Here is a 26816-nt window from a genome sequence, read left to right on the forward strand (position 1 = left end):
AAGGGGCATCGCCATGACGGATGTCATAGTAGAATATTCGGACCCTCTCTCTGCCCCGTTCTGGCGGGCGGCATCGGGTTGCGAGCTGGTCATACAGAGGTGTCGCAATTGCGATGAGAACAGTCTCTATCCACGCCCATTCTGCGTCGTTTGCCACTCTGACACCCTCGAATGGGTAAAAGCTTCGGGCCTTGGTGTGGTCTTCAGCAAGACCAAGGTATGGCGGCAGGTCTTGCCCGAGTTGCCCCCCCCGTATTCGGTGGCAATCGTTGAGCTCGACGAGGGGCCACGCCTGATGACCAGACTGATTAATGGGGAGCCTTCAATCGGAGACAGGGTCAGAGTGGCGTGGCTGGAACGCGGAGGTGAGCCTCGATTGCCTGTCTTTGAACCATACTCCCGGAGTTTTGCTTAATGACGCGTCTGAAAGATAGGGTGGCCATTGTCACCGGCGCCGGCTCGGGTCTCGGGCGTTCGCATGCGCTGATGCTGGCGGGCCTTGGCGCCAAGGTGGTCGTCAATGATCTCGGAGTGGGCCTCGACGGCTCGCAAACTGGACTTTCGCCCGCTGACGAAGTTGTAGCAGAAATACGCGCTGGAGGCGGCGAGGCGGTAGTGAGCGGCCATGACGTCTCTGACTGGGACGCGGCGGCGGATATGGTCAGGTTCGCCATTGAGACCTTTGGAGATCTGCACGTTCTGGTAAATAATGCAGGCATTCTTCGGGACCGCGCCTTTGTCAATATGGAAGAGAGTGACTGGGACTCCGTGATCGCCGTTCACTTGAAGGGACACGCGGCGACGTCCAAGCATGCGGTGACCTACTGGCGAGATCGTGCGAAGGCTGGCCACCAGATCAACGCCTCCATCGTCCACACGTCCTCCGTCTCCGGATATCGGGGAAATTTTGGCCAAGCCAATTATGCTGCAGCAAAGCTCGGTATCGTCGCACTCTCTCGGGTGATCGAGATCGAGGCCAGTCGCTATGGCGTGCGCTCGAACGCGGTCTCGCCATCGGCACGCACCCGTATGATCGGATCGATTCAGACGGCGCCCGTTGAGAACGGCTTCGACCCGCTGGACCCGAGCAATGTGTCGTCGGTCGTCGCGTGGCTTGCCGCAAAGGAATGTCCGGCGAATGGGCAACTGTTTCAAGTCTATGGCAGCCGATTGCTTATCCTGTCCCTGCCGCAGGTTGTCAGCGATCTGATGAATCCTTCGGGACAATGGGCTTTCGAGGATCTGGACCGGGAGGTTCCGCCCCGGCTCATTACCCATCCGTCGGGGAAGGAATTGATAGCTGACCTCCATGCGCATCAGGGAGGGCTCTATTCGTGACGTGGGCTTTCGATCAGGTTGGCGGCCAGGCGGCAATCGAAAGTTTCGGTATCGATAAGCAGCAAATCGTCGCCTTTGCGCGGTCAACCAATGACACGGTTCCATCTCACGTCGAAGGGATGCTTGCGCCGCCGGTGTTCGCGGTCGTGCCGGCGCTTGATGTGATCGGCAGGGCCAGGCGCGCCGTCTTCGCCGGCTTCGCATTCCACGGCGAACATGACCTCATCCTTCACCGCGCAATCGAGCCGGATATAACAGTGCTCACGGAGGCGCGGGTTATCGGCGTTCAGCGCCGCTCGATCGGCACAGTGGTTGTGACTCACGCGATCATGAAGGATCAACGGGAGGACCTGATCGCGGAGCATTTCCAATACAGTCTGGCAAAAGGTGCGTTCGCGGCCCAGGATTGGGGCCGGACGGCGCCGGCCCATGGCGGAGTCGGTGCCAAGCATCGATTCGCCACGACGCTGGTCTATCCGCTTGATCCTGACCAAACGCTGCGGTTTGCAGAGGCTTCGGGCGACCGGAGTCCGTATACATTCGATGCGGACGCGGCGAAGGCGCTCGGTCTGCCGGGTCCGATCGTTCACGGCATTTGCACGATGGCCTTCGTTTCCCGCGCACTGGTCGACCTGTGCTGCGGAGGGGACTCGCGGCGGCTGCGCAGGCTAGCTATGCGCTTCTCGGGTTTGCTCTTGATGGAGCCGGGTCAGACGATTTCCGTGAGGCTCGGCCCTGCTGCCTCAACTCTTCAGGCCAAGAATTATGTGTTCGAGGCGGTCGACCGCGCGGGCACCAGGATCGTTAGCAATGGATGGGCGGAGGTTGCAGCATGATCAAGGCCGTAAAGCTCGGCGCAGCTGTGTCGCACTTGAATGCCGGAGCGCCGTGGAGCGGTTGCTCTGCCAAGACACTGATCGAACTGCTTTGCACGGGGTGTGATCGAAACGGTGACCGCCCGCTGCTTGTGTTCGAGGACGGGATGACTGTAGGCCGCGCCGAATTCATGGAGCTAACCTCTAGCTTCGCTGCCTATCTGCGCCCCCTCATCAAGCCGGGCGACCGTGTCGCGATCGCGATCGGCAACCGCACCGAATATCTCGTTGCATTGTTCGCCGCCATGGCCAACCGGGGCATACTCGTATCGATCAATCCTACGGCGCGCGAGCACGACGCAGGGTATATCCTCCGCGACAGCGAGCCAACTGTCTTGATCACCGAACCCGGAAATGGCGATTTACTCGCTCGCTTGGCCAAAAGTCTTCCGAACCCCTGCTTAGTGGTCACGTTGGACGGGCAGGAGCCACGTGCGCTCCCGACACCGGAGCGCGGCTCCGCACCATTCAATCTGCGCGCCGCCCAATGCAAGCGCGATGACATGATCGCGATCTTCTACACATCGGGCACGACCGGCGTGCCCAAGGGGTGCATCTTCAGTCACGAACGCTGGCTGCGATCGATCGATACCGACATACGTATGGTACCAGGTGGTCGCGACCGTGCATTTTCCACCGGACCATTCTTCTATGCCGATCCAGCATTGTTCCTTCTCATGATGCTTCAATCAGGCGGCTCATTGGTGGTTGCTCGCCGGTTCAGCGTTTCGAAATACTGGGACATCGTTCATCGCTTTGACGTTACGCGCGTTCATGCCATCGCGTCGATGCCAGTGCTGCTCGCCAAATCGCCGCCGCATCCTCTTGAACGGGCGCATCGTGTGGACCATGCGATCTGCGCTGCCGTTCCCGCGGATCTTCACGCCACGCTGGTGGGACGGTTCGGGTTTCCCTGGCTGGACAATTATGGTTCCACCGAGGCCGGCACGATTTGCCGTATGCCCTGGCACATGCATGACGAAATGATCGGGTCGGGATCAATTGGCATACCGGCGCCAGAGGTCGACTTGCGGATCGTCGACGATGGGGGCAGGGATTTGCTGCCGGGACAAATCGGCGAAGCGCTAATTCGCGGTCCCGGATTGTTCAGTGGCTACTTTCGCTTGTCTGCTGCCACCCAGGAGGCGCTTCGCGATGGCTGGTTCCACTCGGGCGATTTGGTCATGCGCGATGAGCGCTCATTCGTCTATTTCAAAGGCCGCAAGAAAGACGTTGTAAGGCGATCGGGCGAGAATATCTCCGCGGCAGAGGTCGAAACAGTTCTCCGCCAGATGCCTGAGATAAAGGATGCGGCGGTCGTTCCGGTGCCTGATGAAATCCGCGGCGAGGAGGTCAAGGCCTACATCCTACTCGTCGATGATATCAACCCCTCCGAATTGCCGCCTGAGCGAATCGCCGCCTTCTGCAGCAGTAATCTAGCGCCTTTCAAGGTTCCGCGCTTCATCGAATACCGGCAGAACTTTCCGCGTACCCCCTCGGAACGCGTCGACAAGCGGCAACTCAAGGAGGAGAAGCCCGATCTTCGGGCTGACTGTTGGGATCGCGAATTGCCGAAATCAATTGTCGACGGGAGCAGCAAATTATGACGGGCAAACCGGTTTCAGAATCCTGTGACACCCTAATCCGCAACGGCTACCTCGTTACAATGGACGCCGAGCGCACCGTCTACAGCTGCGGTGCGGTTGCGATTAATGACAAAACGATCATCGCCGTCGGTCGTGATGCCGAGCTGTCTAGCCGTTTCCGACCCCGCCGGTTGTTTGACGCTAAAGGGGCCGTGATCCATCCCGGTTTTATCGATTGCCACTATCACGCGAATATTCACCTCATCCGGGGAATTGCGCCTGACGACCCGAAAACCACAGTGCCGTTAGCATTTTCCGAATGGACGAACCAACTCGAGGCTGAGGACGAGTATATCCAAACTCAGGTCGTTGGTCTCGAGATGCTCAGACACGGCTACACCTTCTTTCTTGAGCCAGGTACCGTTTATGAGCCCGATGCGGCAGCTGCAGCGGTAGAATCGGTAGGTGTTAGAGCGGGATTAGCAGATCCCTATCTCTGGGACGTGAGCGATGCCGGGAATTCTCGGCCCTCAAAGACGGCACGCATTCCGAACGACTCCGAGCGTGCGTTCAAGGTTCTGGGCGGGCAACTGGCGCGCAACAAGGATCCTTACGGGCTCGTTCGCGGACACGTGGCAATTTACGGGGAGGGCTCGCAGTCGGAGCCCCTGATGCGCGCCGCCAAGGAGTGCGCTGATGCTGCTGGGGTGACGTTCACCATGCACCACAACTTCACGCTGGAACAGGCCGAGCGCGATGACGCTCGCCTCGGCGGCGGTAGCAGCATGGTCTACTTTGCTCAACGTGGATTACTCGGCCCCAATTGCCTGTTTGTCCATATGAACGTGATCCGTGATGACGAAATTCCTGTCATTCTCGATTCTGCCATGTCCCTGGTTTGGCACCCTGGGAACGCGATGTACTATGGCATCAACTCCGACAAGAAGTCGCGTATTCCAGAGCTTATCGACCGCGGATGCAATGTCGTCTTTGGGGTCGACGTAGCAAAGGTATGGACCTTCGGCGGCTTGGAACACATCGGATACTTGGCTGCAAGGCAGGACAAGCACTACATCCCCTCAACGCGGCTCTTGGAAATGCGGACAACGCACGCCGCCAGGGCAGTGGGACTGTCTGAGATGATAGGCTCAATTGAGGTCGGCAAGAGGGCAGATATCGCGATCAGAAGCAATCGAGAGCCCGAAACGCTGCCGGGCATCAATCCTGTCCAAGAGCTGTTATTGACCGGCCATAGCACGCTCGCTTCGACGGTATTTGTCAATGGAAAGCTGGTGCTCCTCAACGGCCAATCAACGCAACTGGATCAGGAAGCTGTGTTAGCCTCGGCCCGCGCGATGGCTCGGCGTGTCCTCAGTAGGGCGGGTTATGTTCCGAGGATGTCATGGCCAGTCATCAATTAATTTGCGATGAAAAAGCAATAGCCAGTCGATCACCTGTAATCGAGGTCTCGGGGCTACGCAAAGATTACGGCGGGGTATCTGCCGTCGCGGGTGTCGATCTCACGGTAGCCGAGGGTGAGTTCCTTTCCATTCTCGGCCCAAGCGGCTCCGGGAAGTCCACTCTCCTGGGACTGATTGCCGGACTTGTCCAACCGACAGGCGGCCGCATCATGATCGGATCACGTAACGTCACACTCGTCCCCCCGGCCCAACGCGACATAGGTCTGGTTTTCCAGTCCTACGCATTGTTCCCGAACATGACGGTGGCTGGCAACATCGCTTTCCCTTTGGCCGTACGCGGCATCAACAAGCGTGACATCAAGGCGCGCGTCGAATGGGCGATTGACCTCGTGCGCCTGAATGGCCTGGAGAATAGGAAGCCTTCACAGCTTTCGGGCGGTCAGCAGCAGCGGGTCGCCATCGCGCGCGCGGTGGTATTCGGGCCGAGGCTTCTGCTGCTGGATGAACCTCTGGCCGCGCTCGACCGGAAGCTTCGTGAAGAGGTCCGGACCGAACTACGCCGCTTGCAGCGCACGTTGGGCGTGACGACCATTCTGGTCACGCATGACCAGGACGAGGCAATGTCGACGAGCGACCGCATTGCTGTACTCGCACAAGGCGTCATCCAGCAGATAGCCACACCGGCAGAGCTTTACAGGCAGCCTGCCAATCGCTTCGTGGCGGGCTTTCTCGGCGTCGCCAACTTGCTTGACGGTGCTGTGGCGCGAGAGGGCAACGACGCGGTTCTCACCCTCGACGGCGGAATAAAGTTGCCACTCCCTTCTGGCAGTAGATTATTCGGAAGCCGCGCGACCATGCTTGTTCGGCCGGAGCGCATCAACCTCGAACCAGCCACCAACGTCCGAACCGGCCGGTTCGGCATCAATTGCCAAGTTGCGGACGTAGTCTATCAGGGTGAGATCGTCCGTTACACTATGCAGGAGCCGTCCATCGGCACTAACCTAGTCGCATCGTGTCAGCACGTGGTCCCGAGGTTCTCGCCGGGGGATCGCGTATGTATTACCTGGAAACCTGAAGATGGGTGGCTTCTCCAGGACAGTGAAAAGTAACAATCATGTCACCCCGGAGGAGAGCTCAATGACAATGGACCGTCTTTTCACAGCAGCAGCCATGGCAATCTCATGCCTTTTCGTCGCAACAGTGGTTCACCCAACGATGGCAGTGAGTGAGCCTGCGAAGAAATTTGTCGTCGGAGATTCCGGCGGCGCAAGCCACGACGCTTCGGTCGAGGCATTCTTCAAGCCATTCGCCGAACGCACCGGCATCCAGATCGATTACGTTTCGCCGACCAGCTTCGGCAAACTTCGTGCCATGGTTGAATCTGGGAACGTCGCGGCCTCGCTATGGGACATGAATAGCCAGACGTTAGAGCAGGCAGTCTCTCTTGGTCTGTTAGAGAAGCTCAACTGGAAGTTGATCAATCCGCTGCCAATATTCCCGGAAACGCGGCAGGATTACGCCTTTGGGCAGAGCTACTTCTCGACTGGCATGGCTTGGAAGAAGGGAACTCAGCCAATTGAGTCTTGGGCAGATTTCTGGAACGTGGAAAAGTTTCCCGGAAAGCGCTGCCTGCGAGATGAACCCGAATCCGTGCTTCCAGCAGCATTGATGGCTGATGGCGTTCCGTTGGACAAGATCTATCCGCTGGATGTTGATCGTGCCTTCCGTTCCCTCGATCGGATTGCGCCTAATGTTTCCGTGTGGTGGACGTCGGGTCAACAAGCGGCAACGCTACTTGCAGACAACGAAGTTGCTTACTGCATGGCTTGGAATGGCCGAATCATGCCCAGGCCTGAGCTGGAGTTCAATTATAACCAAGCTTTGCTCGACATTGCGTGGTGGGTGGTGCCGAAGGGAGCACCGGCCCCGGAGGTGGAGGCGGCAATGCTAGCCCTGCACGACTGGACCGTACCTGAGAAGCAGGCATTGCAAGCAGAACGGGTCTTCTACCCAGGCAATAGCCCACAGATGGCCCAGTATCTGCCTGAACAGCTCAAGGACAAAATGCCAACTTCACCCAACAACAAAGATCGGCAGCTACTGTCGAACGGCAAATGGTGGTTCGAGAACGGCGATGCTGTAGCGCAGCGTTGGCAGGAGTGGAAGCTCGGGCGTTAGCTAAACGGTTATTGCTCGCACATTCGGCGACATGACCGCAGAAAAAGACAGGACCGAACCCAAGCTCTGCGCAAGTTGGGTTCGGTGTAATTTTCGAACAGTCGTCTCGCAGTGCTCATTCCTAGGCTCAAAGGAGAGTCAGCAGCATGTGGCTCGCCCGCATACGAACTGGAGAGTTGCGCTTTGCCGTTATGCTGGCGCCGCTCCTGCTTTTCATGGTGCTCGCATTCGATGTACCAGTCCTGACAATGTTAGAGTGGAGTTTCTCAAATCCGACGCCGACCACTCGGCACTACGTCTATCTTGTTGAGACGCCGGTTTACCTTCGCGTTATCGCCAACACCCTGCGAATCGCGAGCATGACCACGCTTGCATGCATCTTCTTAGGTTATCCGCTTGCCTACTGGATGCGGGGGCTGTCGTCAGGTGGGCGCGCCGCCTGTCTCGTGCTTGTACTGCTCCCCTTTTGGATCAGCGTCTTGATCCGGACCTATTCCTGGATTGTCATTCTCGGAAACGACGGGCTCCTGAATCGGGCGCTTCTTGCTTCCGGATTGGTCCATCAGCCGGTCCAATTTCTCTATAACGAACACGGGGTCCTGATCGGCATGGTCAACGTGCTTCTGCCATTTTTTGTGCTTCCGCTTTATGCGGCATTCAGCCGGTTCGATGAAAGATGTTTCCAGGCGGCAGCCTCGCTAGGTGCCTCCAAACGCGCGATCTTTTGGCGCCTGTTTCTTCCTATGAGCGGGTCTGCAGTAACAGCGAGCGCAACCCTCGTCTTTATCCTGTCGCTCGGCTTCTACATCACTCCGGCGGTCCTCGGCGGTGGCAACGTGATGATGATCGCCAACATGCTGGACGTCCTCATCAATACGCTTCCACGCTGGGAAACAGCAGCAGCATTATCGGCCATACTCATGGCAACGATCCTGCTTTTGTACAGCGTCAACTACAGATTGCGCTCCGGCGGCAGAAACTGACGGAGGACAGTGATGAATAGCAACGCGCGAGATGCCACTGGTTCGAGCGGCGCAAGTCTTTGGCACGGTGAGGGGGCCCGATCGCAAGGACCATCGCTGAGACTAGTTTCCGTGGTTGAGCGCGGGCTTGTGGTCTTGCTTGCTGTTGCGACACTCCTTTTCTTGATTCTGCCGATTTTAATCGTCGTTCCGATGTCTTTTTCCTCCGCGGAGTCCCTGACGTTTCCGCCTCCGGGCTTTTCTCTGCGCTGGTATGCGGTGTTCTTCAGCGATCCAGCTTGGATGATTGCATTGCGAAATTCGATCATCATTGCGAGCATATCCTCGGTTCTGGCTCTCGGAATGGGCACAGTGGCGGCTTACGCGCTGGTGCGAGGTCGCTTTATCGCTCGATGGGCGGTAGAGGCCAACTTCATGGCTCCTCTCGTCCTGCCATCGATCATTCTTGCAATTGCCCTCTACATAGCCTTTGCCCGAACGGGGTTGCTCGGCTCTTTGACCGCAGTCATCATCGCGCACACTCTGCAAAGCGTTCCGTACGTCGTTATACTGACGTCTGTTGCCATCTCGTCTCTGGACAGCCGCATTGAGGACGCCGCCCGGACACTTGGAGCAAGCGGTCGGATCGTATTTTCAAGGGTTGTTATACCAAACATGCTGCCGTCAATTGCAGCCGTCGGAATTTTGGTGTTCATCGTTAGTTTTGATGAGGTTATATTGTCTGTGTTCCTGTTCGGGACGAATTTTACTATTCCAAAGCTGATGTTCAACAAGCTGGAATTGCAGATCGACCCCACGATTACTGCTGTTGCGACGTTGCTGATAATATTGACCGTGATTTCTCTTGGCTGCGTTGCCCTGTTGACTCGCCGGTCTGGCCTGCTCTTGCGCCGCTTCTGATGGGGCTACGCAGGCCAAGCCGCAAGAACAGAACTCCACAATACGACAACGAGGCTCCCTGATGCCGCGGAATTTCTCTTCAATCCAACACACGAACTCTGCCAGCTCGGATGTTTTCAAGATATCCGAGACGCTTGGCAGGCAAGCCATCGAATGGCGCCGTGATTTTCACCGCAACCCCGAGCTCTTGTTCGATGTAGGGCGCACGGCAGGATGCGTCGCCGAGCTTCTTCGCAGTTTCGGGTGCGATCAGGTTGTAACCTGCGTCGGTCGAAGCGGGGTCGTTGCAGTGGTCCGTGGAGGAATTGCGCCGTCGAGCCGGACGATAGGCATTCGCGCCGACATGGACGCTTTACCCATTCTTGAGGTGACTGGTCTGCCCTATGCTTCAGCTACGGTGGGACGGATGCACGCTTGTGGCCATGACGGGCACATGGCGATGTTGCTTGGCGCGGTGAAGCACCTCGCCGGGACGCGCGCCTTCCCAGGAACCTTGGTTGCGATCTTCCAGCCTGCGGAGGAGGGTGGTGCGGGAGCCAAGGTGATGGTCGAGGACGGTCTCTTCGAGCGTTTCGGTGTTGAGGAGGTCTATGCCCTTCACAACATGCCGGGCATGGAGGTCGGTACGTTCTCCCTTTCCGACGATGTCATGCTCGCCGCATCCGATCGTTTCGATATCAAGATCATCGGCAAGGGAGGACATGCGGCCCAGCCGCACGAAACCATCGATCCAATCTCAGTTGCCAACCACGTGGTCAGCGCACTCCAGACAATCGTCTCAAGGAGCGTCGATCCCATTGACCCGGTCGTGCTCTCCATAACATCCTTCCATGCTGGCGATGCCTATAACGTCATTCCGTCCGAGGTCGTGATGAAGGGCACTGCCCGCACTTTGTCAGACACCAGCCGAGACAAAATCGAAAGCCTCGTCGGCACCCTGACCAGCTCTATCGCCAAGGCTTTTGGCGCAGAGGCGGAGTTCGACTATCGCCGTGGTTACCCGCCGACCGTCAATTATCCCAGCCAGGCCGTCATTCTGGGGAATGCCGCCGCACGCGTCGCTGGAGAAGCTGCAGTGCGGCGCAACACGGCGCCAATTATGGGGGCGGAAGATTTCTCCTACATGCTGAAGGCCCGGCCCGGCGCTTTCATCTTCATGGGCAATGGCATGACCGCTCCCCTCCACAATCCCAAATATGATTTCAATGACGACGCGCTTCTCCACGGAATTGCTCTCTGGCTCGAGCTGGTGACCAGAGAACGGAACTAGACAGGCCGGAAACTGACGGCTGCACAGAAATCGAAACAGGAAAGGGCCAGAACTGAATTCTGAGTCGAAGTCACCCTGGTGTGAGCGCTGGCCGTGTAAATCCACAATAGCTGGCTCGAGGCGACCCGGTACTGTTAATCGGCGCCGAACTCTGACCCCTGATCAGGGGGTCAAAATTGGGCTCTGACTCACTTTTGATGGAAATAGGGTGCCGGCTGCGTTGGTTTCACACAAGGAATCAACGCCATGGGCTATACATTGCGGCCTTCGACCCTCGTCCCTCGCGGTTTTCTGGTGGACGACACCGCCGTTGACGATGAGGTGATCTTGATCACGGTCCGTCCTGCGACTACGGCGAGCCTCTGTCCGTCGTGCGGAACGAGGTCGCAGCGGATGCACAGTCGGTATCAGCGGCGCCTGGCGGACCTGCCGATGGCGGGCAAGCCTGTTCGGATCGTGGTTGTGGCTCGGCGGTTCCACTGCGGCGCAGTGTTGTGCGGCCGGCGGATCTTCGTCGAGCGTTTCGACAGGGATGTTCTGGCGCCGTGGGCGCGGCGAACCGCCCGGCTCGACCACATCGTTCATCATCTTGGGCTTGCGCTGGGCGGCAGGCCTGCGGCCAGCTTCGCCAAAAGGTTGATGCTGCCGGTGAGCAACGATACGTTGCTGCGCATCGTGTGGCGGCGCGGTAGTCCGCGCTTTGTCCCGCCGAGTGTGATCGGCATCGACGATTGGGCGTGGCGACGAAATCAGCGCTATGGGACGATCATCTGCGACCTTGAGCGGCGCAAGACCATCGTCTTGCTGCCTGACCGTGAGCCGGCGACGGCCCAGGCCTGGCTCACAGACCAACCGCAGATCGGCGTTGTCGCCCGCGACCGCGGCGGCGCTGGCCATTCGCGGCGTGCGGCGGCGGCCCATTTTGGGGTGTCGGTTTCCTTCGTCGTGATCCTGATGAGGAACTATCGAAAGACCGAGAGCCTTGAGTTCCACATCGCGCAGCTTCTTGGCATGCAGGGAGGGTCGAGCCCACGCGTAACTCTCGCCCTTCATCAACAGATGCCAGATTATGACAGCGAGTTTGCGTGCGGTCGCCACGGCCGCGACATGCTGGCCGCGCCGCGCCCGCACACGCAGGAAGAAGGCACGGAGCGGCCCTGGTGCGCGTGCTGCCGCCCAAGCTGCTTCAACGAGCATGCCGCGGGCATGTCCGCGACCCTGCTTGGTGATCCGTCCGTGGTAGGCGGGGCCTGGCCCTGACTGCCTGATGCTCGGATTCAGGCCGAGATAGCTCACAAGCTTCTGCGGCTCGTCGAAGCGCGACACGTCGCCGATCGCCGCCTTCATTGCAAGCGCGACAGTCATGTCGACGCCTGGAATGGTCATCAGCCTCTTCACGCCTTCATCCTCGATCGCCGAGCGGGCAAGGTCACGCTCGACAACCTTGAGGTCGTCGCCCAACCGGTCGAACTCGCGCAGATGCCGATCGATCGCGAGGCGCTCGTCTTCCGGCACGATTTGCTCGCGCAACCACGACCGACCCCTGGCGCCGCACAGGTCGGCATGCGGGCAGGACGGGATGAGGTGGCTATGAAGGATCGACTGGATGACATTCTTCAAGCGCGATCTTTGCCGGACGATCTGATTGCGCCGTGTCACCTGTCGACGCAGAGCCTGCGTCGGCTCATCTGGAATCCAGACTTCCGGCAGGAAGCCGCTGGCCTAGAGCTGCGCCAGAACGCTGGCATCGATCGTATCCGTCTTGATCTTGGCATAGGCGATGATGCGCACCTGCTTGGGGTTTGCGATCACCACTTTCTTCACATGCGGCGCGACAACCGCGGCGGCCGAGGATGCGTTACCCGTCGCCTCGATCACCACGACATCATCCAACGACAGCTTTCTTGCGAAGGTATCCAGCAGATCGCGCCGCATGTCGACACGACCCAGCCGCCTGAGCCTGCCGTCCTCCCAAGCTACCGCCTCGGCGAAGGCGCGATGGATATCCAGTCCGATGATGCGCATGCCCGTTCCTCCTTCTTGGCTCGGTCAAAGACGGGAGCTGGCGGGCAACACGACATCTACTGATCCGCGCTCGCAGCGCATCCGGGAAAGTCGCGAGGGGCGGCCATGTAACGAGCTCGGGCTCTCAGCCCACGGTCTATTGACGGCCTGCCTGCACCTTCGTGCTCCCGGTGCCCCACGGCCCGGATGGGCTCACCATAAGGCCGTTCCAAAACAAGAACAGCGGGACATGCAGGCACCACAGATCACATACCGGATAACGGCCAGGTCGAGCGGATGAACCGAACCATTGCGTGTTTCGGTAAATCCCGGACAGCCTTTTCGCTAAATCCCGGACAGTGATTTCAGTAATTCGCGGACAGCGATTCCGCTAATTCCCGGACAGTTTTCGGGAGCGGATTTAGCGGTCGGTTCTCGGCTGCGCCGTTCTGGCAGTTTGGCCTCTCACGATGACGTTGAGAGGGGCTATGCCGAGACGGAAGCAAGCGAGACGAACGAGCGTGAGGGATATCCAAGCGATCTTGCGCCTGACCCATGAGCAGGGTCTTTCGGTGCGTGAGGTGTCGGAACGGCTGAAGATCAGCAAGACGACAGTATCGACCTATTTGCTGCGGGCGCGGGAGGCCGGGCTGTCATGCTGGCCGCTGCCGCCGGGCCACGACGACGCGACACTTGAGCGGCTGCTGTTTGGCCGTGCCGGTCGCCCGCCGCAAGATCTGAGCGAACCGGACTTTGCGCTGATTGCCAGGGAGCTGAAGCGCAAGGGGGTGACGCTGACGCTGTTGTGGCAGGAGTATCGCGCCGCCCATCCCGACGGCTACGGCTACACTTGGTTCTGCGAGCACTTCGCCGCTTTCGAGCGCCGGACGAGCGCGACATTCCGCAATCGGCATGCGGCGGGCGCGGTGATGCAGACGGACTATGCCGGGCAGACGATGCCGGTGATCGATCCGGCAACCGGCGTCATCTGCCCGGCGCAGATTTTTGTCGCGGTGCTGGGCGCCTCCAATCTGACCTTCGCCTTTGCCAGCTCCAGCCAGAAGCTGCCGGACTGGATCGAAGGCCAGGTGCGAGCGCTCAGCTTCTTCGGCGGGGTCACCAGGGCGATCGTCTGCGACAATCTGAAGGCCGGTGTCGTCAAGGCGCTGTGGTTCGAGCCGACGCTGAACGCGACCTTTGCCGCCATGGCCGAGCATTACGACACCACCATCCTGCCGACCCGCAGCCGCAAGCCGCGCGACAAGGGCAAGGTCGAGGGCGCGCTGCTGATCGTCGAGCGCTGGATTCTGGCGCGACTGAGGAATCGATCCTTCTTCTCGATCACCGAGCTCAACGCGGCGATCGCCGAACTGCTCGAGGAGTTGAACAACCGGCCGATGCGCCATATCGGCCAAAGCCGCCGCGAACTGTTCGAGGAGATCGAGCGGGCTGCCTTGAAGCCGCTGCCGGCGGCACCGTTCGAATACGCCGAGTGGAAGTCGGCGAAGGTCCATCCCGACTACCATGTCGAGGTCGACAAGACCTTCTACTCGGTGCCGCACCGGCTGATCGGGCGTACCGTCGAGGTGCGGCTCACGCATCGAGTGGTCGAGATCTTCCACGATCACCAGCGTGTTGCCTGCCATGTCCGTCGCTCGCAGCGTTCCGGCCATGTCACCGTCAACGAGCACATGCCCAAGGCGCACCAGCGCTACGCCAACCCCACACCGGCCAGCCTGATCAGCCGGGCGGCCAGGATCGGCCCCAACGCCGCCATCCTGGTCGAGCGCATGATGCGCGACCGACCGCATCCGGAACAGGGATACCGCTCGGCCATGGGCATCCTGTCGCTGGCGTCGCGCTATGGGCCGGAGCGGCTCGATGCCACCTGCGAGCGAGCGCTGCCGATCAACGCGATCGCCTACTCCTCCGTCACCGCCATCCTCAAAGCCGGCCTCGACCGAGCCAGCTCCGCAGAACCGGCAAGCCGACACCCCAGCACGCCAACATCCGCGGCTCCACCTATTACCAGTGAAGGAAAGGAAGAAAGAATGCTGACGAACCCCACCCTCGACCAGATGCAGTCCCTCGGCCTGGCCGGCATGGCTGCCGCCTGGCGCGAACTGGCCGAACACAACAACGCCAACGAGCTCAGCCGTGACGAGTGGCTCGGCCTGATGCTCGACCGCGAGGTCGCCATGCGGGCCGACAAGCGCGTCCGGAACCGGCTCGCCTCAGCCAGGCTGCGCTTTCCCGAAGCCTGCATCGAGGACATTGACTTTGCCGCGCCGCGCGGGCTCGACCGGCGCAGCACCATGGCGCTCGCCCAGGGTGAATGGCTGAAGGCCCACGAGAACCTGATCGTCACCGGCCAGACTGGAACCGGCAAGTCCTGGCTGGCCTGCGCCTTCGGCCGGCAAGCAGCACGGCTCGATCATTCCGTGCTCTATGTGCGCGTGCCGCGCCTGTTCGAGGATTTGGCGCTCGCCCGTCTCGATGGCCGCTTCCCACGCCTCATCGACAAACTCACCCGCGCGCAACTGCTCATCCTCGACGACTTCGGAACCCACTCCCTCACCGACCAGCAGCGCTTCCATCTGTTCGAAATCGTCGAGGAACGCTATCGCCGCAAATCCACCCTGATCACCGCCCAGGTCCCGGTGGCCAGATGGCATGACCTGATCGCAGACCCTACCCTCGCCGACGCCATTCTCGATAGGATCGTTCACAACGCCCACCGCATCGTGCTCCAGGGCGATAGCATGCGAAAGCAAAAGGCCGCGCCCCTCTTGACCGGCACCGAAAACGGCGAAATCAATCATCCATGAACGCAACAAGGCACCCGAGGACCGACGCCGCCAAACTGTCCCGACATTAGCGAAACCACTATCCGGGAATTAGCGGAACCCCTGTCCGGCTTTTGCGAAATGCGCAGAACCATCAAGGACGCGACCGTCACGCGCTTCCACTATGACGATCACGATCAACTGCGCCGACACCTCGCCGACTTCCTCGCGGCCTACAACTTCGCTCGCCGGCTCAAGACCCTCAAAGGCCTCACGCCCTACGAGTTCATCTGCAAAATCTGGGAAAAAGAGCCCAAACGCTTCCGACTCGACCCAGCCCATCAAATGCCGGGACCAAACACCTAGGGGCATCTGCTGCCTGAACCGGTGCGTGCGACACATATGATGATGTCGTCAAGCACGATCACGCGCTAGCTGTGGAGCCTCAACAAGTTGTCCCGATCGGGGCCGAGGCGGCTGATGGGTGGTTTTGATTGGCCTGTGCCAATTGTAGCGGTGAAGCCACCGAGGGAGTTCGGTGGTGCGTTCATAAGAAGTGTTGTAAGCTCGGGCGTAAGCCCATTCGCGCAGGCTCGTCTGAATGAATCGCTCAGCCTTTCCATTGGTCTTGGGCGTGTAAGGCCTAGTGAAGATCTGACGCAGACCCAGAGGCTTGCAGGCTGCCTGGAAAGCTTTCGACCGGTAGCAGGAGCCGTTGTCGGTCATCACGCGCTGCACTTTGATGCCGAGGCTGGCGTAGTAAGCAATGGCAGCTTCGAGGAAGGCGACAGCGCTCTCCTTGCGCTGGTCGGGCATGACCTGAACGAAAGCGACGCGCGAGGCATCGTCGATGCAGACGTGGACGAACTTCCAGCCGATGCCGAGATGGCGATTGACCGCGCCAGGATATCGCGCGGTGATGCGGTGCCCCACAGAGCCGATCCGGCCGAGCTTCTTGATATCGAGATGGATGAGCTCACCGGGATGCTCGCGCTCATAGCGGCGCACCGGCTCGGCCGGTTCCAGGTCTTTCAGCCGTGACAGGCCGGCACGTGCCAGCACACGGCTCACCGCGGCCTCGGACACGCCGGTCGCCATAGCGATGTGCTTGCCAGTCAGGCGCTGTCGGCGCAGCGCCGCGATCGCATCCGCCACGGTGGCTTCGGTTCGCCTCGGGCTTGTCTTCGGCCGGGAGGAATGGTCGGCCATGCGGGCGCTTCCCTCTGCCCGGAAGCGCTCCACCACCTTCGCCGTCACCCCGTATGTCAGCGCCGCATGGGCTTTGGAAAGACGACCTTCAACAACGTCGCGTGCCATCTCCTCTCGACGCAGCGGCGTCAGACGGGCATTCTTGTGGATGTTCATTCGGTCCTCCGGGAATCACTGAAGCTTCGACAACCTCAGCTTTTCCGGTCGGGCCGAATGGACAACCTCCTGAAAGCTCACAGCTAGCTAAAAAATCCTGAGTAGGCAGGCTCCGCAGTTCGGCTTCGCTTCAGGGGGCTCATAATACGCGGCTGCCCTGCTTACGTGGTGTGTTGTCAGCCGGCAGGAAGGCCGGATAGCGGTCAAGAAAGCCCCCGAAGGCCTCGGTGAATGCGGTGCAGTCTTCATCGGTCGTGGCCAGTGAGAGATTGATCGTGCCACGCCGCTGCACGTAGAAGCCGCGCAGAAGCAGGTCCAGATGAAAGAGCTTCCGTTGCACTGGCGTGGTCGCGATTTCGCCGGGATTACGGGGTGCTTTGGGCTGAAAATGCAGCGATAGAATGGACCCGTAGCCGCCGATCGAAAGCACTGATCCACGCGCCCTCGCGGCTGCAAGGAGGCTCTGGCGCAGCCTGTCGCCGCGAGTGTTGGCCCCATGGAGCGCCTCGGCGGTCGCTACTTTCGTTAGACCGACCTGGCCGGCGATCATGGTCAGCACGTTATTGTTGAACGTGCCGCTATGTCCGATAGCGCCAGGAAGGGACGGGTCCAGCCTATCCATCAGGTCCGCGCGTCCGCCCAACGCACCGAAGGTCAGGCCACCACCCAGCGACTTGCCAAGCGTTGTGAGATCAGTGCGGACCTGAACTAGATCCTGGAGGCCGCCAGGGGAGAAGCGGGCGGTCTGAACCTCATCGAAGATAAGAAGCGCCCCGCACTCATCCGCGATGACCCGAAGATTGGCAAGGAAGGTAGGGTCGGCCAGAATGCCGCCGCCGCTCCCCATCATGGGTTCGATGATGATAGCGGCGGTCTGTGCTCCATCCTCTTCCAGGATTCGCCGAACATCTTCCTCGTCGTTGAATCGAGCGAAGCGCAACCGCGGCTTGTCGACGTTGAGCGGCGTTTCGGCACCGAGGTAGTTGGCAAAGCTCCCATGATATCCACCATGGAAGGCGAGTACCAGCGGCCGACCCGTTACCGCGCGCGCCAGGCCCATGGCCACTAGATTGGCCTCGGTGCCGGAATTGCAGAAGCGAACACGCTCGATCGACGAGAAACGGCTACAGATCGCTTTGGCCAGCCCTTCTTCATACCTATGGGGACCACCGAAGCCGATGCCGTTATCGAGCGCGCTCCGGATGTCGGCCAGTATGACCGGGTGGGAATGACCGTAGAACCCGGCCGTCAGGTCGTTTGTGAAGTCCATATAGCTGTGCCCGTCGACGTCGATGACGCGGGCTCCCTCCGCGCTTTCGATGAATACGGGAAACGGATCGTAGTGGAGCGCGGCCCTCGTATTTCCGCCCGGGAGCACCCGGCGCGCCATGGAAAGCTGCAGTCGACTCCTGGGATTAGCGCTTGAATAGCGAGCTTCCAATTCCTCGATTTCGCGTTCGAGGGCGGGTTTCTCGACGGTCGATTGGTTCATCTTGGATCCTCACATTTGCGCTGGGGGCTAGCACGGTTTCTCCTTGTCAGGAGTAGCCAGCCACCTGCTCGGCAACGCTTTGCGCAGGTCGTCCCCTTGTAGAATTGTCTAAATCCGATCCGGACGTTGGCGCCGAGCCGTGCGCAGCTTTCGCGAGTGTGCTGGGCGGTGTCATCGCTGACTCCTTCGATTGAGAAGGCTATTAAGCTTTTTCGCCAGGACGCTCACATGCGGCGGAGCGACCATCGTGTAATGGTCACCTGGCACCTCGTGAATTTCCAGGGGGCTTCGCGCGAATTGCCTCCACCCAAGATCGCCATCGTGCTGATTAGTGGAAGTTCTCAGCCCCTTTTTAGCCGCAAAAAGAACGGACCTGCTGTCGTTGGGCCGAGGCGTATAATCGCGCAGCGCAATTCTATTTGCTTCGGCAACTGTCAGGATATTATTGAGCTGCGTATTGCTCATATCGGGGATATTGCCTGCTTGCGTTCCGAAATCGCGCAAGGCTGTAGCCTGACACTCACGTTTGATGGATTTCAGCCTTCGCCAATGTTTCTTCAGCGCGGGAAAAAGCACGGTCAATATGATCGCTTGCTCGCTCAGCCAGTCAGGAATGGGACTGTTGCCGAGCAGGCGATGATACCGGCCGTCTGTGTGATCTTCATCCCTGTGAATTGCTTTGGCATCGAGCAGCCCAAGTATCGATATCTCGTCACCAGCATCGCGCAATTGGCAGGCCATTTCCCAAGCAATGCTACCGCCCATGGACAAGCCGACGAGCTGATAAGGGCCGCGTGGTTGTACGCTCTTGATGGCCTCAACATATTCTCCTGCCATCTCTGCAATGCTCAGGTGCGGTTTTGCCTCACCATTCAGGCCCCGCGCCTGTAATCCGAAGAGTGGCTGCTCTGCACCCAGTGCTTTAGCAAGAGCCGTATATATGAGTACATGTCCGCCAAAGGGGTGGGGGCAAAACACAGGTGCGTGCGAACCGCCGCTTTGTATCGGCACTAATGCCCTCGGACGCGCGTCTCCATGGGTCTTCGAGAGGGCTATTGCGAGCCCTTTTGGTGTCTGATGTTCCTGCAGCAGGGACACAGCCAATCTCTCTCCCGTTAGCTGCTCGATTCGATCGATGACGCTTAAGGCGCTCAACGAATCGCCACCAAGATCAAAGAACCTGTCGGTCAGGGAAACGTCATCCAAACCCAGAATATCCCGATAGACGGTCGCAATTTGGCGGTCTAAAGCTGCCTCAGCAGACATCTCAACCAAAATCGGATCCCTTTCGATTCCAGTCGGGTGAACGACGGATGTGGCGCCGGTGTTAGGCTGATTCAAATTGGCACTTTGTACCTGCTCATCAGTGGCGACCGCGTCGAGCCAGTAACGCTTGCGGTCAAAAGGATAAGGCGGGAGGGGAGTTCGCAGCGGGGACTTATGATCGTGCAGGCCAGACCAATCAATACCAACGCCGCAGGTCCAAAGCTTGCCCAGTGTCTGCAACACTCTCGCATGATCGCCTTGCCCGTGATCGCCTCCTGGCAAGGCTGCAAAGGCCATGGGGCGGCGCAAACTGCTCATTGACTTGAACTGCCTGGAATGTCTGGACAGAGCTGCGCCAGGCCCCATCTCAATGAACAAATCGTGGCCCGATTGCATCAGTCTATCGAAAGCCCGATGGAACTGCACCGTCTCTCGCAGATTGCGGACCCAATAGGTGCCATCGAACGGCGAGTCCGTTTCAAGCCAGTCACCGAGCACCGTCGACATGAACGGAATTAGCGGGGTTTGCAACTCAATTTGTTGCGCATCAATCCTAAAGTCCGGCAGGATTGGATCGAGCAGTGATGAATGCACGGCATGGCTTGCGCGTATCTGTTTGCTCGCAATAGATTTCGCCTGCAATTGCTCATGAAATGCTGCGATCTCAGATGCTGCCCCGGAAACGACGCACTGACGCGGCCCGTTTATTGCCGCCAATGAAAGGTTTTCGTTCCAATATGGCCGGAGCTCTTCGGGCGACAGGCCGACTGCGACGATGCCGCCGGCAGGCACGCGGGCCGTTAACTGTCCTCTTTTTAGTGTCAGGCGAATGGCGTCAGGTAGCGAGATGATGTTAGCGATCTGAGCGGCGGCATATTCTCCGATGCTGTGGCCTATCACAGCTGCTGGAAGAATGCCCCACGACATGAAGAGCTTCGCCATTGCATATTGGGTAGCGAAGATGACGGGCTGTATGATTCCTTCCAACTGAGGGTTAAGCTCGTCATCGGATTTGGTTTCGCTGTAGAGCAGTGGGCGGAAATCAATATGCGCGAGCTCGTTGAGCCATTTTGCGCATTCGTCGATGGCGTTGCGGAATACAGGCTCTTCTTCATAAAGCTCCCGACCCATTCCGATCTGCTGCCCGCCCTGGCCGGAGAACATGAACACGATGTGGTGTTCACTGCTTGGCGCCTCTCCCGACGCGTCCGTATTCAGTGCCGCCTGATCGAGTTGGTCGGCTAGTTCCACCAGATCGGATCCGACAAAACTTGTGCGATAGCTGAGAGCCGCTCGACCCTTTTGCAGCGTATATGCGACATTCGCTGCGTTATGCTGAATATCGCTTCGGCGGATAAAGCCGGCCAGTTGCCGGAGCATTTCGGTCATTGTCGACCTGCTCGCCGCCGATACCGGAAAGATGTGCGGCCTGCGACCGGTGTGCTCACCGGTTCGCGGCGGAGCCTCCTCAAGAATGGCGTGCGCGTTCGTGCCACCAATGCCAAATGAGCTAACCCCGCCGCGTCTTGGCGTATCACCTTTGGGCCAAGCGGTGCGGGTCTTGTTTACGAGTACCGGGCTCTCCTGAAAGTCGATATTTGGATTGGGTATGTCAAAATGCAGGCTAGCAGGAATGACGCCCCTGTTCAGCATCATGGCGAGCTTGATCAACCCCGTTACACCAGCTGCGGCGTCGAGATGGCCGATATTTGTCTTCACGGAACCTATTGCGCAGAATTGTTTCCTCGCGGTGTGGGAACGGAAGGCCTTGGTCAGGCCAGAGATTTCAATGGGGTCTCCAAGATGGGTTCCCGTACCATGCGCCTCCACATAACCAATGGTGTCAGCAGAGACATCAGCATCGGTGAGGGCGGCTTGAATCACCGCAGCCTGTCCGTCGGCGCTGGGGGCGGTGAACCCTATCTTGGCGGCGCCGTCGTTGTTGATGGCGGTGCCCTTTATGACTGCCCAGATATAGTCACCATCTCTGCGGGCGTCGCTCAGCCGCTTGAGCATGACGGCTGCTGCTCCGCTGCCTCTCACCGTTCCTTGTGCTTTACTATCGAACGCACGGCAGTGGCCGTCGGGTGACAAGATATGGCCTTGTTGATGCAGATAGCCTTTTCCATGGGGCAAGGAAATCGATGCACCGCCTGCCAGCGCCATATCGCACTCATTGCTGCGCAGACTCTGGCAAGCGAGGTGAACGGCAACTAACGAAGTGGAGCAGGCCGTCTGAACTGACACGCAGGGGCCGGTCAAGTTGAGCTTATAGGCGATGCGCGTCGTCGTGAAATCGCTGCCATTGAGAATGCGGATCTGCAACTTCTCTGAATCCAGCAGGTCGCGGCCTACTTCGCGGTCGGCAAGATAGTGGTTCGCCCCCACGCCAGCAAAGACACCGACACGGTCTCCTGCCCTCTCGCGCGATCCGTATCCCGCATGGTCGAGCGCCTGATACACCGTTTCCAGCAGAATTCGCTGTTGCGGGTCCATCCACACTGCTTCCTTAGGCGAGATGCCGAAAAACGCCGCGTCAAACAGATCAACTCCGCTGATAACGGCTTCGCGCCTTACATAATTAGGGGTGCGCAAAGTGTCAGGACCGACGCCAGCTTCCCGCAACGTCTGTTCATCCAAGTCTGCGATGGACTCTATGCCATTGACCAGATTGCTCCAGAATTGATCGACGTTCTCCGCCCCCGGGAACCTGCCCGCCATACCAATGATCGCAACAGCATTGCGGTCCAGTTTGGGCTCCATTCGGCTTCCGGCAGAACCAATTGTGTTCTTAAAACCTTCAGCTGAGTGAGGATCTGCTCGAGTTGAGGCCAAATGCGCAGCGAGCGTTCTTATGGTGGGGTGTTCGAAAAGCTCCAGAATCTTGCAATCAATGCCCAGACGATCTTGGATACGCGCCTGAACCTGAACAACAGCCAGGGAATGTCCGCCAACATCGAAGAAATTGTCTTCAACGTCGACGATGTCCAGCTTCAGCAAGTCCTTCCAGATCTCGGCCACTTCCGTCTGCAACCTGCCGGTGGCAAAAGTTGCGGCCTTAAATTTCGAGACGTTTCTCGGCTCGGGAAGAGCGCGCTGATCAATCTTGCCGCTACGATTGGTTGGTAACTGCGGGAGGAAGACGAAGTGCGAGGGAACCATATACCGAGGCAGCGCGGCGCGCAGAAAAGACTGAAGTTCATCGGTATCCTTCGAACTGTCACGTCGCCTCACCACGTAGGCTGTCAGGCTCGCATTTTCATCGGGACGGCCTCTCAGCATGACGCAGCAAGCCCTGACGTTTTCGTGCTCCATCAGGCGCTGCTCGACCTCGGCAAGCTCGACCCGCATGCCACGAAACTTGATTTGCCCGTCTTTCCGGCCCAAGAACTCAATCATCCCATCTGACCGATACCGGGCCCGATCCCCAGTTCTGTAAAGCCGGGATTGCGGATTGTCATCAAATGGGTTCGGCCGGAAAGCTTCCCGCGTGAGTTCATCGTGATTGATGTAGCCGCGTGCTATGCCGACGCCCCCGATGCAAAGCTGGCCGATTGCGCCAACCGGTGCCGGATTGCCATAGCGATCTAGAATATAGGCATTAGTATTGATGGCGGGGCGCCCAATGGGCGGCCTTCGCTCCCCAGCCTTAACTTCGGTCCTTATGCAATAAACGGTCGTTTCGGTGGGCCCATAGGAGTTGAAGATGCGCCGATTCTCACCCCATCGCTCAATGAGGCTCGATGGCAAAGACTCTCCACCTGACTTGATCACGGCGAGATCAGGAAGGTCAGTCGACGGCAAGGAGGTCCATGCCGTCGGCGTAAGGCCGGCAGCGGTAATGCGCTCACGGCGCATGAACTCGGCAAGCTCTGCTCCAGGCAGCGACGCTGATGGAGGCGCCAAGCACAATCGGCCACCAGAAGATAAGGCCAGCATGAAGTCAAACAGCGATGCATCAAATCCGCAGGAAGCGAACTGCAATACCCGGCTATCTGGCCCCAACTGATAAATGTGTCTTAGATCCTCCGTCATGTTGCAGGCGCTGCGATGTTCAACCATCACGCCTTTCGGCTGACCCGTTGAACCGGACGTATAGATCACATAAGCCAAATCGGAGGGGCCGGCGAGACAGCACGGAGGCGTGACTTCATGCAGAGCAATTTTGGGGCAGTCCCTGTCGAGGAGAACCACCGCGTGTCCATTCGCACCTTCAATGTTTAGCCCTGACTGGTCTTTCCCGAACGTCTGTTCCTCAAGTTCCTTTTTGCTTATCACCGCAGTGGCGCTAGCATCCCGCAGCATGAAGCGCAGACGCTCAGCTGGGAGTCGCGGATCGAGAGGAAGGTAGACGGCCCCCGCCTTCAAAATTGCTAGAAAGCCGACAATGAGATCGCAAGAACGCTCAACGAGAACGCCGACGACGTCTCCAAGGCGGACACCTTTTGAAATTAGATGACGGGCGAGCCTGTTTGCCCTGTGCTCTAGTGCGGCATAGCTGAGTGCCTCCGATGGGCAACTGACAGCGATATTGTCTGGGTAAGCGGCAGCCTGCGCTTCGATCAGGTTGTGCAAGCAAATGTCAGATGGGAAAACTGCACTTGTGTCGTTCAAACCGTGCAAAAGATGGTGCTCTTCCTCTTGCGTCAGAAGACTATAGTCGCCTATCCGTCGCTCTGGCGCATCTGCAATCGCCTCTAGCAACAAATGATAGTGGTTCGCCAGCCGCTCGATGGTGCTAGGGTCCCACAAATCCGCATTGTATACGACATCTAGGCGGACACTTTTTTTGCTGGCCAGAATTCTCAAATCGAGATCGATCCAGATATCGGTCTCGCAAAATTTGATCCGCGCAGCCAAGCCGGAGAGGTCGACCTCGCATGGCGTGAAGCCAAGAGAACTCACCGCTTCCGGAGTGAAGTTGAAAACTGCTTGCGCGAGGGGATTGCGATTAGCTGCCGTGGGCAGCTTGAGTTTCTCCAGTAGCAGCGGAAGGGGAAAATACTCGTGGCTGCGCGTGCAACGCATGAGCTGGCGAACCCGCCGCAAATGGTCTAGGAAAATGGGATTTCCGGAAAGATCCTGCCGTAGGGCTGCCAATGTCACAAAGTAGCCGAACGTTCCCGAGAAATTTCCTGCCGGACGACCGAGGCGTGGGACGTAGAGGGTGATGTCGTCTTGCTCGCCATAACGATGTAGCAGGACGTAATAGGCAGCAAGCAGGACGGTGGCCAGCGTTACTTTTTCTTCGCGCCCCAGTTGCTCCAAGCGCGCGACCAGCGGCATCTCAATATCCACGGAGAGAACTGACCCGGTGTGCGTGACACGTGCAGCTCGTGGTCTGTCGGTCGGAAGGGCCAAGTCAGGTTCGTGATCAACAAATTGTCTACGCCAGTAGGCCCACATGCGTTCTCCGTCGTCATCGACAAGGAGGCGCTGTTGCCAGGCTACGAAGTCCCCGTAAGAGCCCGCCCTGTTCAGACCCGGCACATCCGTGTTGCCGCAGAACGCCTGGTAGAGCCTGCCGAACTCGTGCAGGAAGGTGCGAATGCTGTAGGCATCGGAAACGATGTGATGGAAGTTGAGAAGGAGAACCTCTTCCGTGGCACTGCTGATGAATAGATGAGCGCGAAACACAGGCCCATGTTCTAGATCGAAAGGCGAGCGAGCTTCCGCTGCGATACAGTGATGGAAGTCCGCCTCTTCGACGTTTAGCCGAACGACATGAAAACTCAGAGAGGCTGTCCCATGAATGCGCTGAACGACCTGCTCGCCATCCTGGTGAAAGGTCGTGCGCAGCATTTCATGGCGGTCGATCAATGATCGGAGCGCGCGCCGCAAGGCATCAATGTCGAACGGTGCCTTTATGCGCAGTTCGACTGGTAGATTGTATTCGCTACCTGTCGGTCGCTTTTGATGATGTATCCAAAGGCCCATCTGGCCGTGCGACAGCGGACGCGTAACATGATCCATTGCTTTCTCCAGCCACATAGTTGTCCGGAGAACATGCCCTTTTTCTCTTGAAGATGGTTTGAATTGTTGGTGAATTATTTGTGTCGTATATTTGATCCCTGTCGTAGTCAATATACATATTTCATGAAATTAAAATTGTGAATGACTGGGAAATACAAATTTTAAAGGAAAGTTCAATACAAGGATCGATGAGAATAAACTGTTTCACGATGATTAGAGTGGATTCATGTATCTTTACACATCGCGATCCTTCGGCAGTGAGAAGCGTCTCCTAGACAATAACCGAGCCCTAAAGCAGCTGAAGGGCGGAATCGGCCGAAAAACGTTGTGCTGACCAGGCAACAAGTGTGGTGAAGCGAGCTGTGATGCATGCATTCAAATGGGCAGACGTGCGCAATCGACGTTTGGGTTTTCCGGCATTCAAAGCTGGCGATTCCAACGTTGCGCAAGCGCGAAGTGCTAAGTCCAGCTGAGCGGGAACGGGCTGAAAAAATTCGTGACATGGATATGCGCCTTTCATATCTTCAGGCAAAGTGCGCTTTTCGGATCATCCTTTCTGTGCACTTACATGTTCCGCTAAGAGGTGTCGACGACCGTCAGCACGCGGATCTTCTTGCCCGTCGCAAGCTGATCGTGGACGAAGTCCATGGCCCAGACCTCGATAGGGATGGACGGCTTTCTGGCGGTCCTCTCACAGCTTCGCTTTCACACCTCGCCTCGGCGTCTTGTTCCTGTGCAGACCCAAGTCCCTGTAAATGCGATAGGTTCGCTTCACGTTGATGTCCCAGCCCTCAGGATTCAGCAGGACGTGCACAGGCCGGCCATACCGGACGCGTGTCGCGCAAATGTCCTTGATCCGAGCCTCGATGCCGGCCTGGTCGCGACGGGGGGATTTGTAATGATAGATTGAGGTGTCGAACTCCAGAACCCGGCATGCCCGCCGGACCGCCACCAGCTCGCGTTTGCGGCCAGGCCTCACAATTTTCGGCGGATCACGTCCTGCAGCATCTCCTTGTCCAGCGACAGGTCGGCGACCAGTTCCTCAGCTTGCCGTTCTCGTCCTCGAGCTGCTTCAGCCGCTTCATCTCCGTCGGCAGCAGCCCGTCGTATTTCTTTTCCAGTTGACATAGGTCGCCTGGCTAATCCCGGCGCGGCGGCAGCATCTCCGCCACCGGAATCCCGTCCGCCCCCTGCTGTCAGAATGAACGCCTTCTGCGCGTCCGAAAACTTCGATGCCTTCATCGTTCTCCGCTCCTCCCAGCTAGGGAAGCTAGGGTCAGGACCCATTAATTTGTTGATTTGATATCTGTTGGGTGATTCAAGGTGGCAGGAGGTGCTGCCTTGAGTGATTTGCTGATGTTGACGCCGGAGCAGATGCG

General features: G+C 58.5%; 13 protein-coding genes and 5 pseudogenes. 13 read left to right on the plus strand and 5 right to left on the minus strand.

Annotation, left to right across the window (positions count from 1 at the left end; genetic code table 11):
* Positions 1-13 precede the first annotated feature (13 nt).
* The 10 genes from ACWGS8_RS33930 (at position 14) to ACWGS8_RS33975 (ending at position 10551) form a co-directional block, all read left to right on the plus strand.
* On the plus strand, positions 14-415 hold the full coding sequence (locus ACWGS8_RS33930; protein ID WP_454585008.1) for a Zn-ribbon domain-containing OB-fold protein: 402 nt from the start codon (positions 14-16) through the stop codon (positions 413-415).
* Positions 415-1338: an SDR family NAD(P)-dependent oxidoreductase gene (locus ACWGS8_RS33935; protein ID WP_454585009.1), complete on the plus strand. Its 924-nt coding sequence runs from the start codon at positions 415-417 to the stop codon at positions 1336-1338. Before ACWGS8_RS33930 ends, ACWGS8_RS33935 begins: the two co-directional genes overlap by 1 nt.
* Positions 1335-2174 (plus strand): MaoC/PaaZ C-terminal domain-containing protein, encoded by an 840-nt coding sequence (locus tag ACWGS8_RS33940; RefSeq protein WP_454585010.1) that lies wholly within the window; start codon positions 1335-1337, stop codon positions 2172-2174. Before ACWGS8_RS33935 ends, ACWGS8_RS33940 begins: the two co-directional genes overlap by 4 nt.
* The gene (locus ACWGS8_RS33945; RefSeq protein ID WP_454585011.1) at positions 2171-3820 is read left to right on the plus strand and encodes a class I adenylate-forming enzyme family protein; all 1650 of its coding nucleotides are present in this window, start codon (positions 2171-2173) and stop codon (positions 3818-3820) included. The genes ACWGS8_RS33940 and ACWGS8_RS33945 overlap by 4 nt, the downstream gene beginning before the upstream one ends.
* Positions 3817-5220 (plus strand): amidohydrolase family protein, encoded by a 1404-nt coding sequence (locus ACWGS8_RS33950; RefSeq protein WP_454585012.1) that lies wholly within the window; start codon positions 3817-3819, stop codon positions 5218-5220. Before ACWGS8_RS33945 ends, ACWGS8_RS33950 begins: the two co-directional genes overlap by 4 nt.
* Positions 5202-6329 carry an ABC transporter ATP-binding protein gene (locus ACWGS8_RS33955; RefSeq protein WP_454585013.1) on the plus strand — a complete coding sequence of 376 codons (1128 nt, stop codon included), beginning with the start codon at positions 5202-5204 and terminating at the stop codon, positions 6327-6329. The genes ACWGS8_RS33950 and ACWGS8_RS33955 overlap by 19 nt, the downstream gene beginning before the upstream one ends.
* A 28-nt stretch (positions 6330-6357) precedes the next feature.
* Positions 6358-7398 (plus strand): extracellular solute-binding protein, encoded by a 1041-nt coding sequence (locus ACWGS8_RS33960; RefSeq protein WP_454585014.1) that lies wholly within the window; start codon positions 6358-6360, stop codon positions 7396-7398.
* A 146-nt stretch (positions 7399-7544) separates the two neighbouring features.
* Positions 7545-8381 carry an ABC transporter permease gene (locus ACWGS8_RS33965; RefSeq protein ID WP_454585015.1) on the plus strand — a complete coding sequence of 279 codons (837 nt, stop codon included), beginning with the start codon at positions 7545-7547 and terminating at the stop codon, positions 8379-8381.
* Positions 8382-8393: 12 nt separating this feature from the next.
* Positions 8394-9281 (plus strand): ABC transporter permease, encoded by an 888-nt coding sequence (locus ACWGS8_RS33970; protein ID WP_454585016.1) that lies wholly within the window; start codon positions 8394-8396, stop codon positions 9279-9281.
* A 61-nt stretch (positions 9282-9342) separates the two neighbouring features.
* The gene (locus ACWGS8_RS33975; RefSeq protein WP_454585017.1) at positions 9343-10551 is read left to right on the plus strand and encodes a M20 aminoacylase family protein; all 1209 of its coding nucleotides are present in this window, start codon (positions 9343-9345) and stop codon (positions 10549-10551) included.
* A 978-nt stretch (positions 10552-11529) separates the two neighbouring features.
* Here the strand turns inward: ACWGS8_RS33975 and ACWGS8_RS33980 are convergent.
* A pseudogene (locus tag ACWGS8_RS33980) lies at positions 11530-12576 on the minus strand (IS110 family transposase); the annotation flags it as partial.
* A 467-nt stretch (positions 12577-13043) separates the two neighbouring features.
* On the opposite strand from ACWGS8_RS33980, the pseudogene istA reads away from it, so the two are divergent.
* The 3 genes and pseudogenes from istA to ACWGS8_RS33995 form a co-directional block, all read left to right on the plus strand.
* Positions 13044-14590, plus strand: a pseudogene (istA, locus tag ACWGS8_RS33985) (IS21 family transposase).
* A gap of 16 nt (positions 14591-14606) precedes the next feature.
* On the plus strand, positions 14607-15383 hold the full coding sequence (gene istB, locus ACWGS8_RS33990) for an IS21-like element helper ATPase IstB (protein ID WP_454585018.1): 777 nt from the start codon (positions 14607-14609) through the stop codon (positions 15381-15383).
* A 99-nt stretch (positions 15384-15482) separates the two neighbouring features.
* A pseudogene (locus tag ACWGS8_RS33995) lies at positions 15483-15707 on the plus strand (IS3 family transposase); the annotation flags it as partial.
* 65 nt (positions 15708-15772) lie between these two features.
* Here the strand turns inward: ACWGS8_RS33995 and ACWGS8_RS34000 are convergent.
* The 4 genes and pseudogenes from ACWGS8_RS34000 to ACWGS8_RS34015 form a co-directional block, all read right to left on the minus strand.
* Positions 15773-16706: pseudogene (locus ACWGS8_RS34000) on the minus strand (IS481 family transposase).
* A gap of 139 nt (positions 16707-16845) precedes the next feature.
* A complete protein-coding gene (locus tag ACWGS8_RS34005; protein WP_454585019.1) occupies positions 16846-18198 on the minus strand; it encodes an aspartate aminotransferase family protein in 1353 nt (450 codons plus the stop codon).
* A 171-nt stretch (positions 18199-18369) separates the two neighbouring features.
* Positions 18370-25437: an amino acid adenylation domain-containing protein gene (locus tag ACWGS8_RS34010; protein WP_454585020.1), complete on the minus strand. Its 7068-nt coding sequence runs from the start codon at positions 25435-25437 to the stop codon at positions 18370-18372.
* A 582-nt stretch (positions 25438-26019) separates the two neighbouring features.
* A pseudogene (locus tag ACWGS8_RS34015) lies at positions 26020-26679 on the minus strand (transposase); the annotation flags it as partial.
* Positions 26680-26816: the final 137 nt, after the last annotated feature.

The sequence above is a fragment of the Mesorhizobium sp. 43Arga genome, assembly GCF_053714255.1.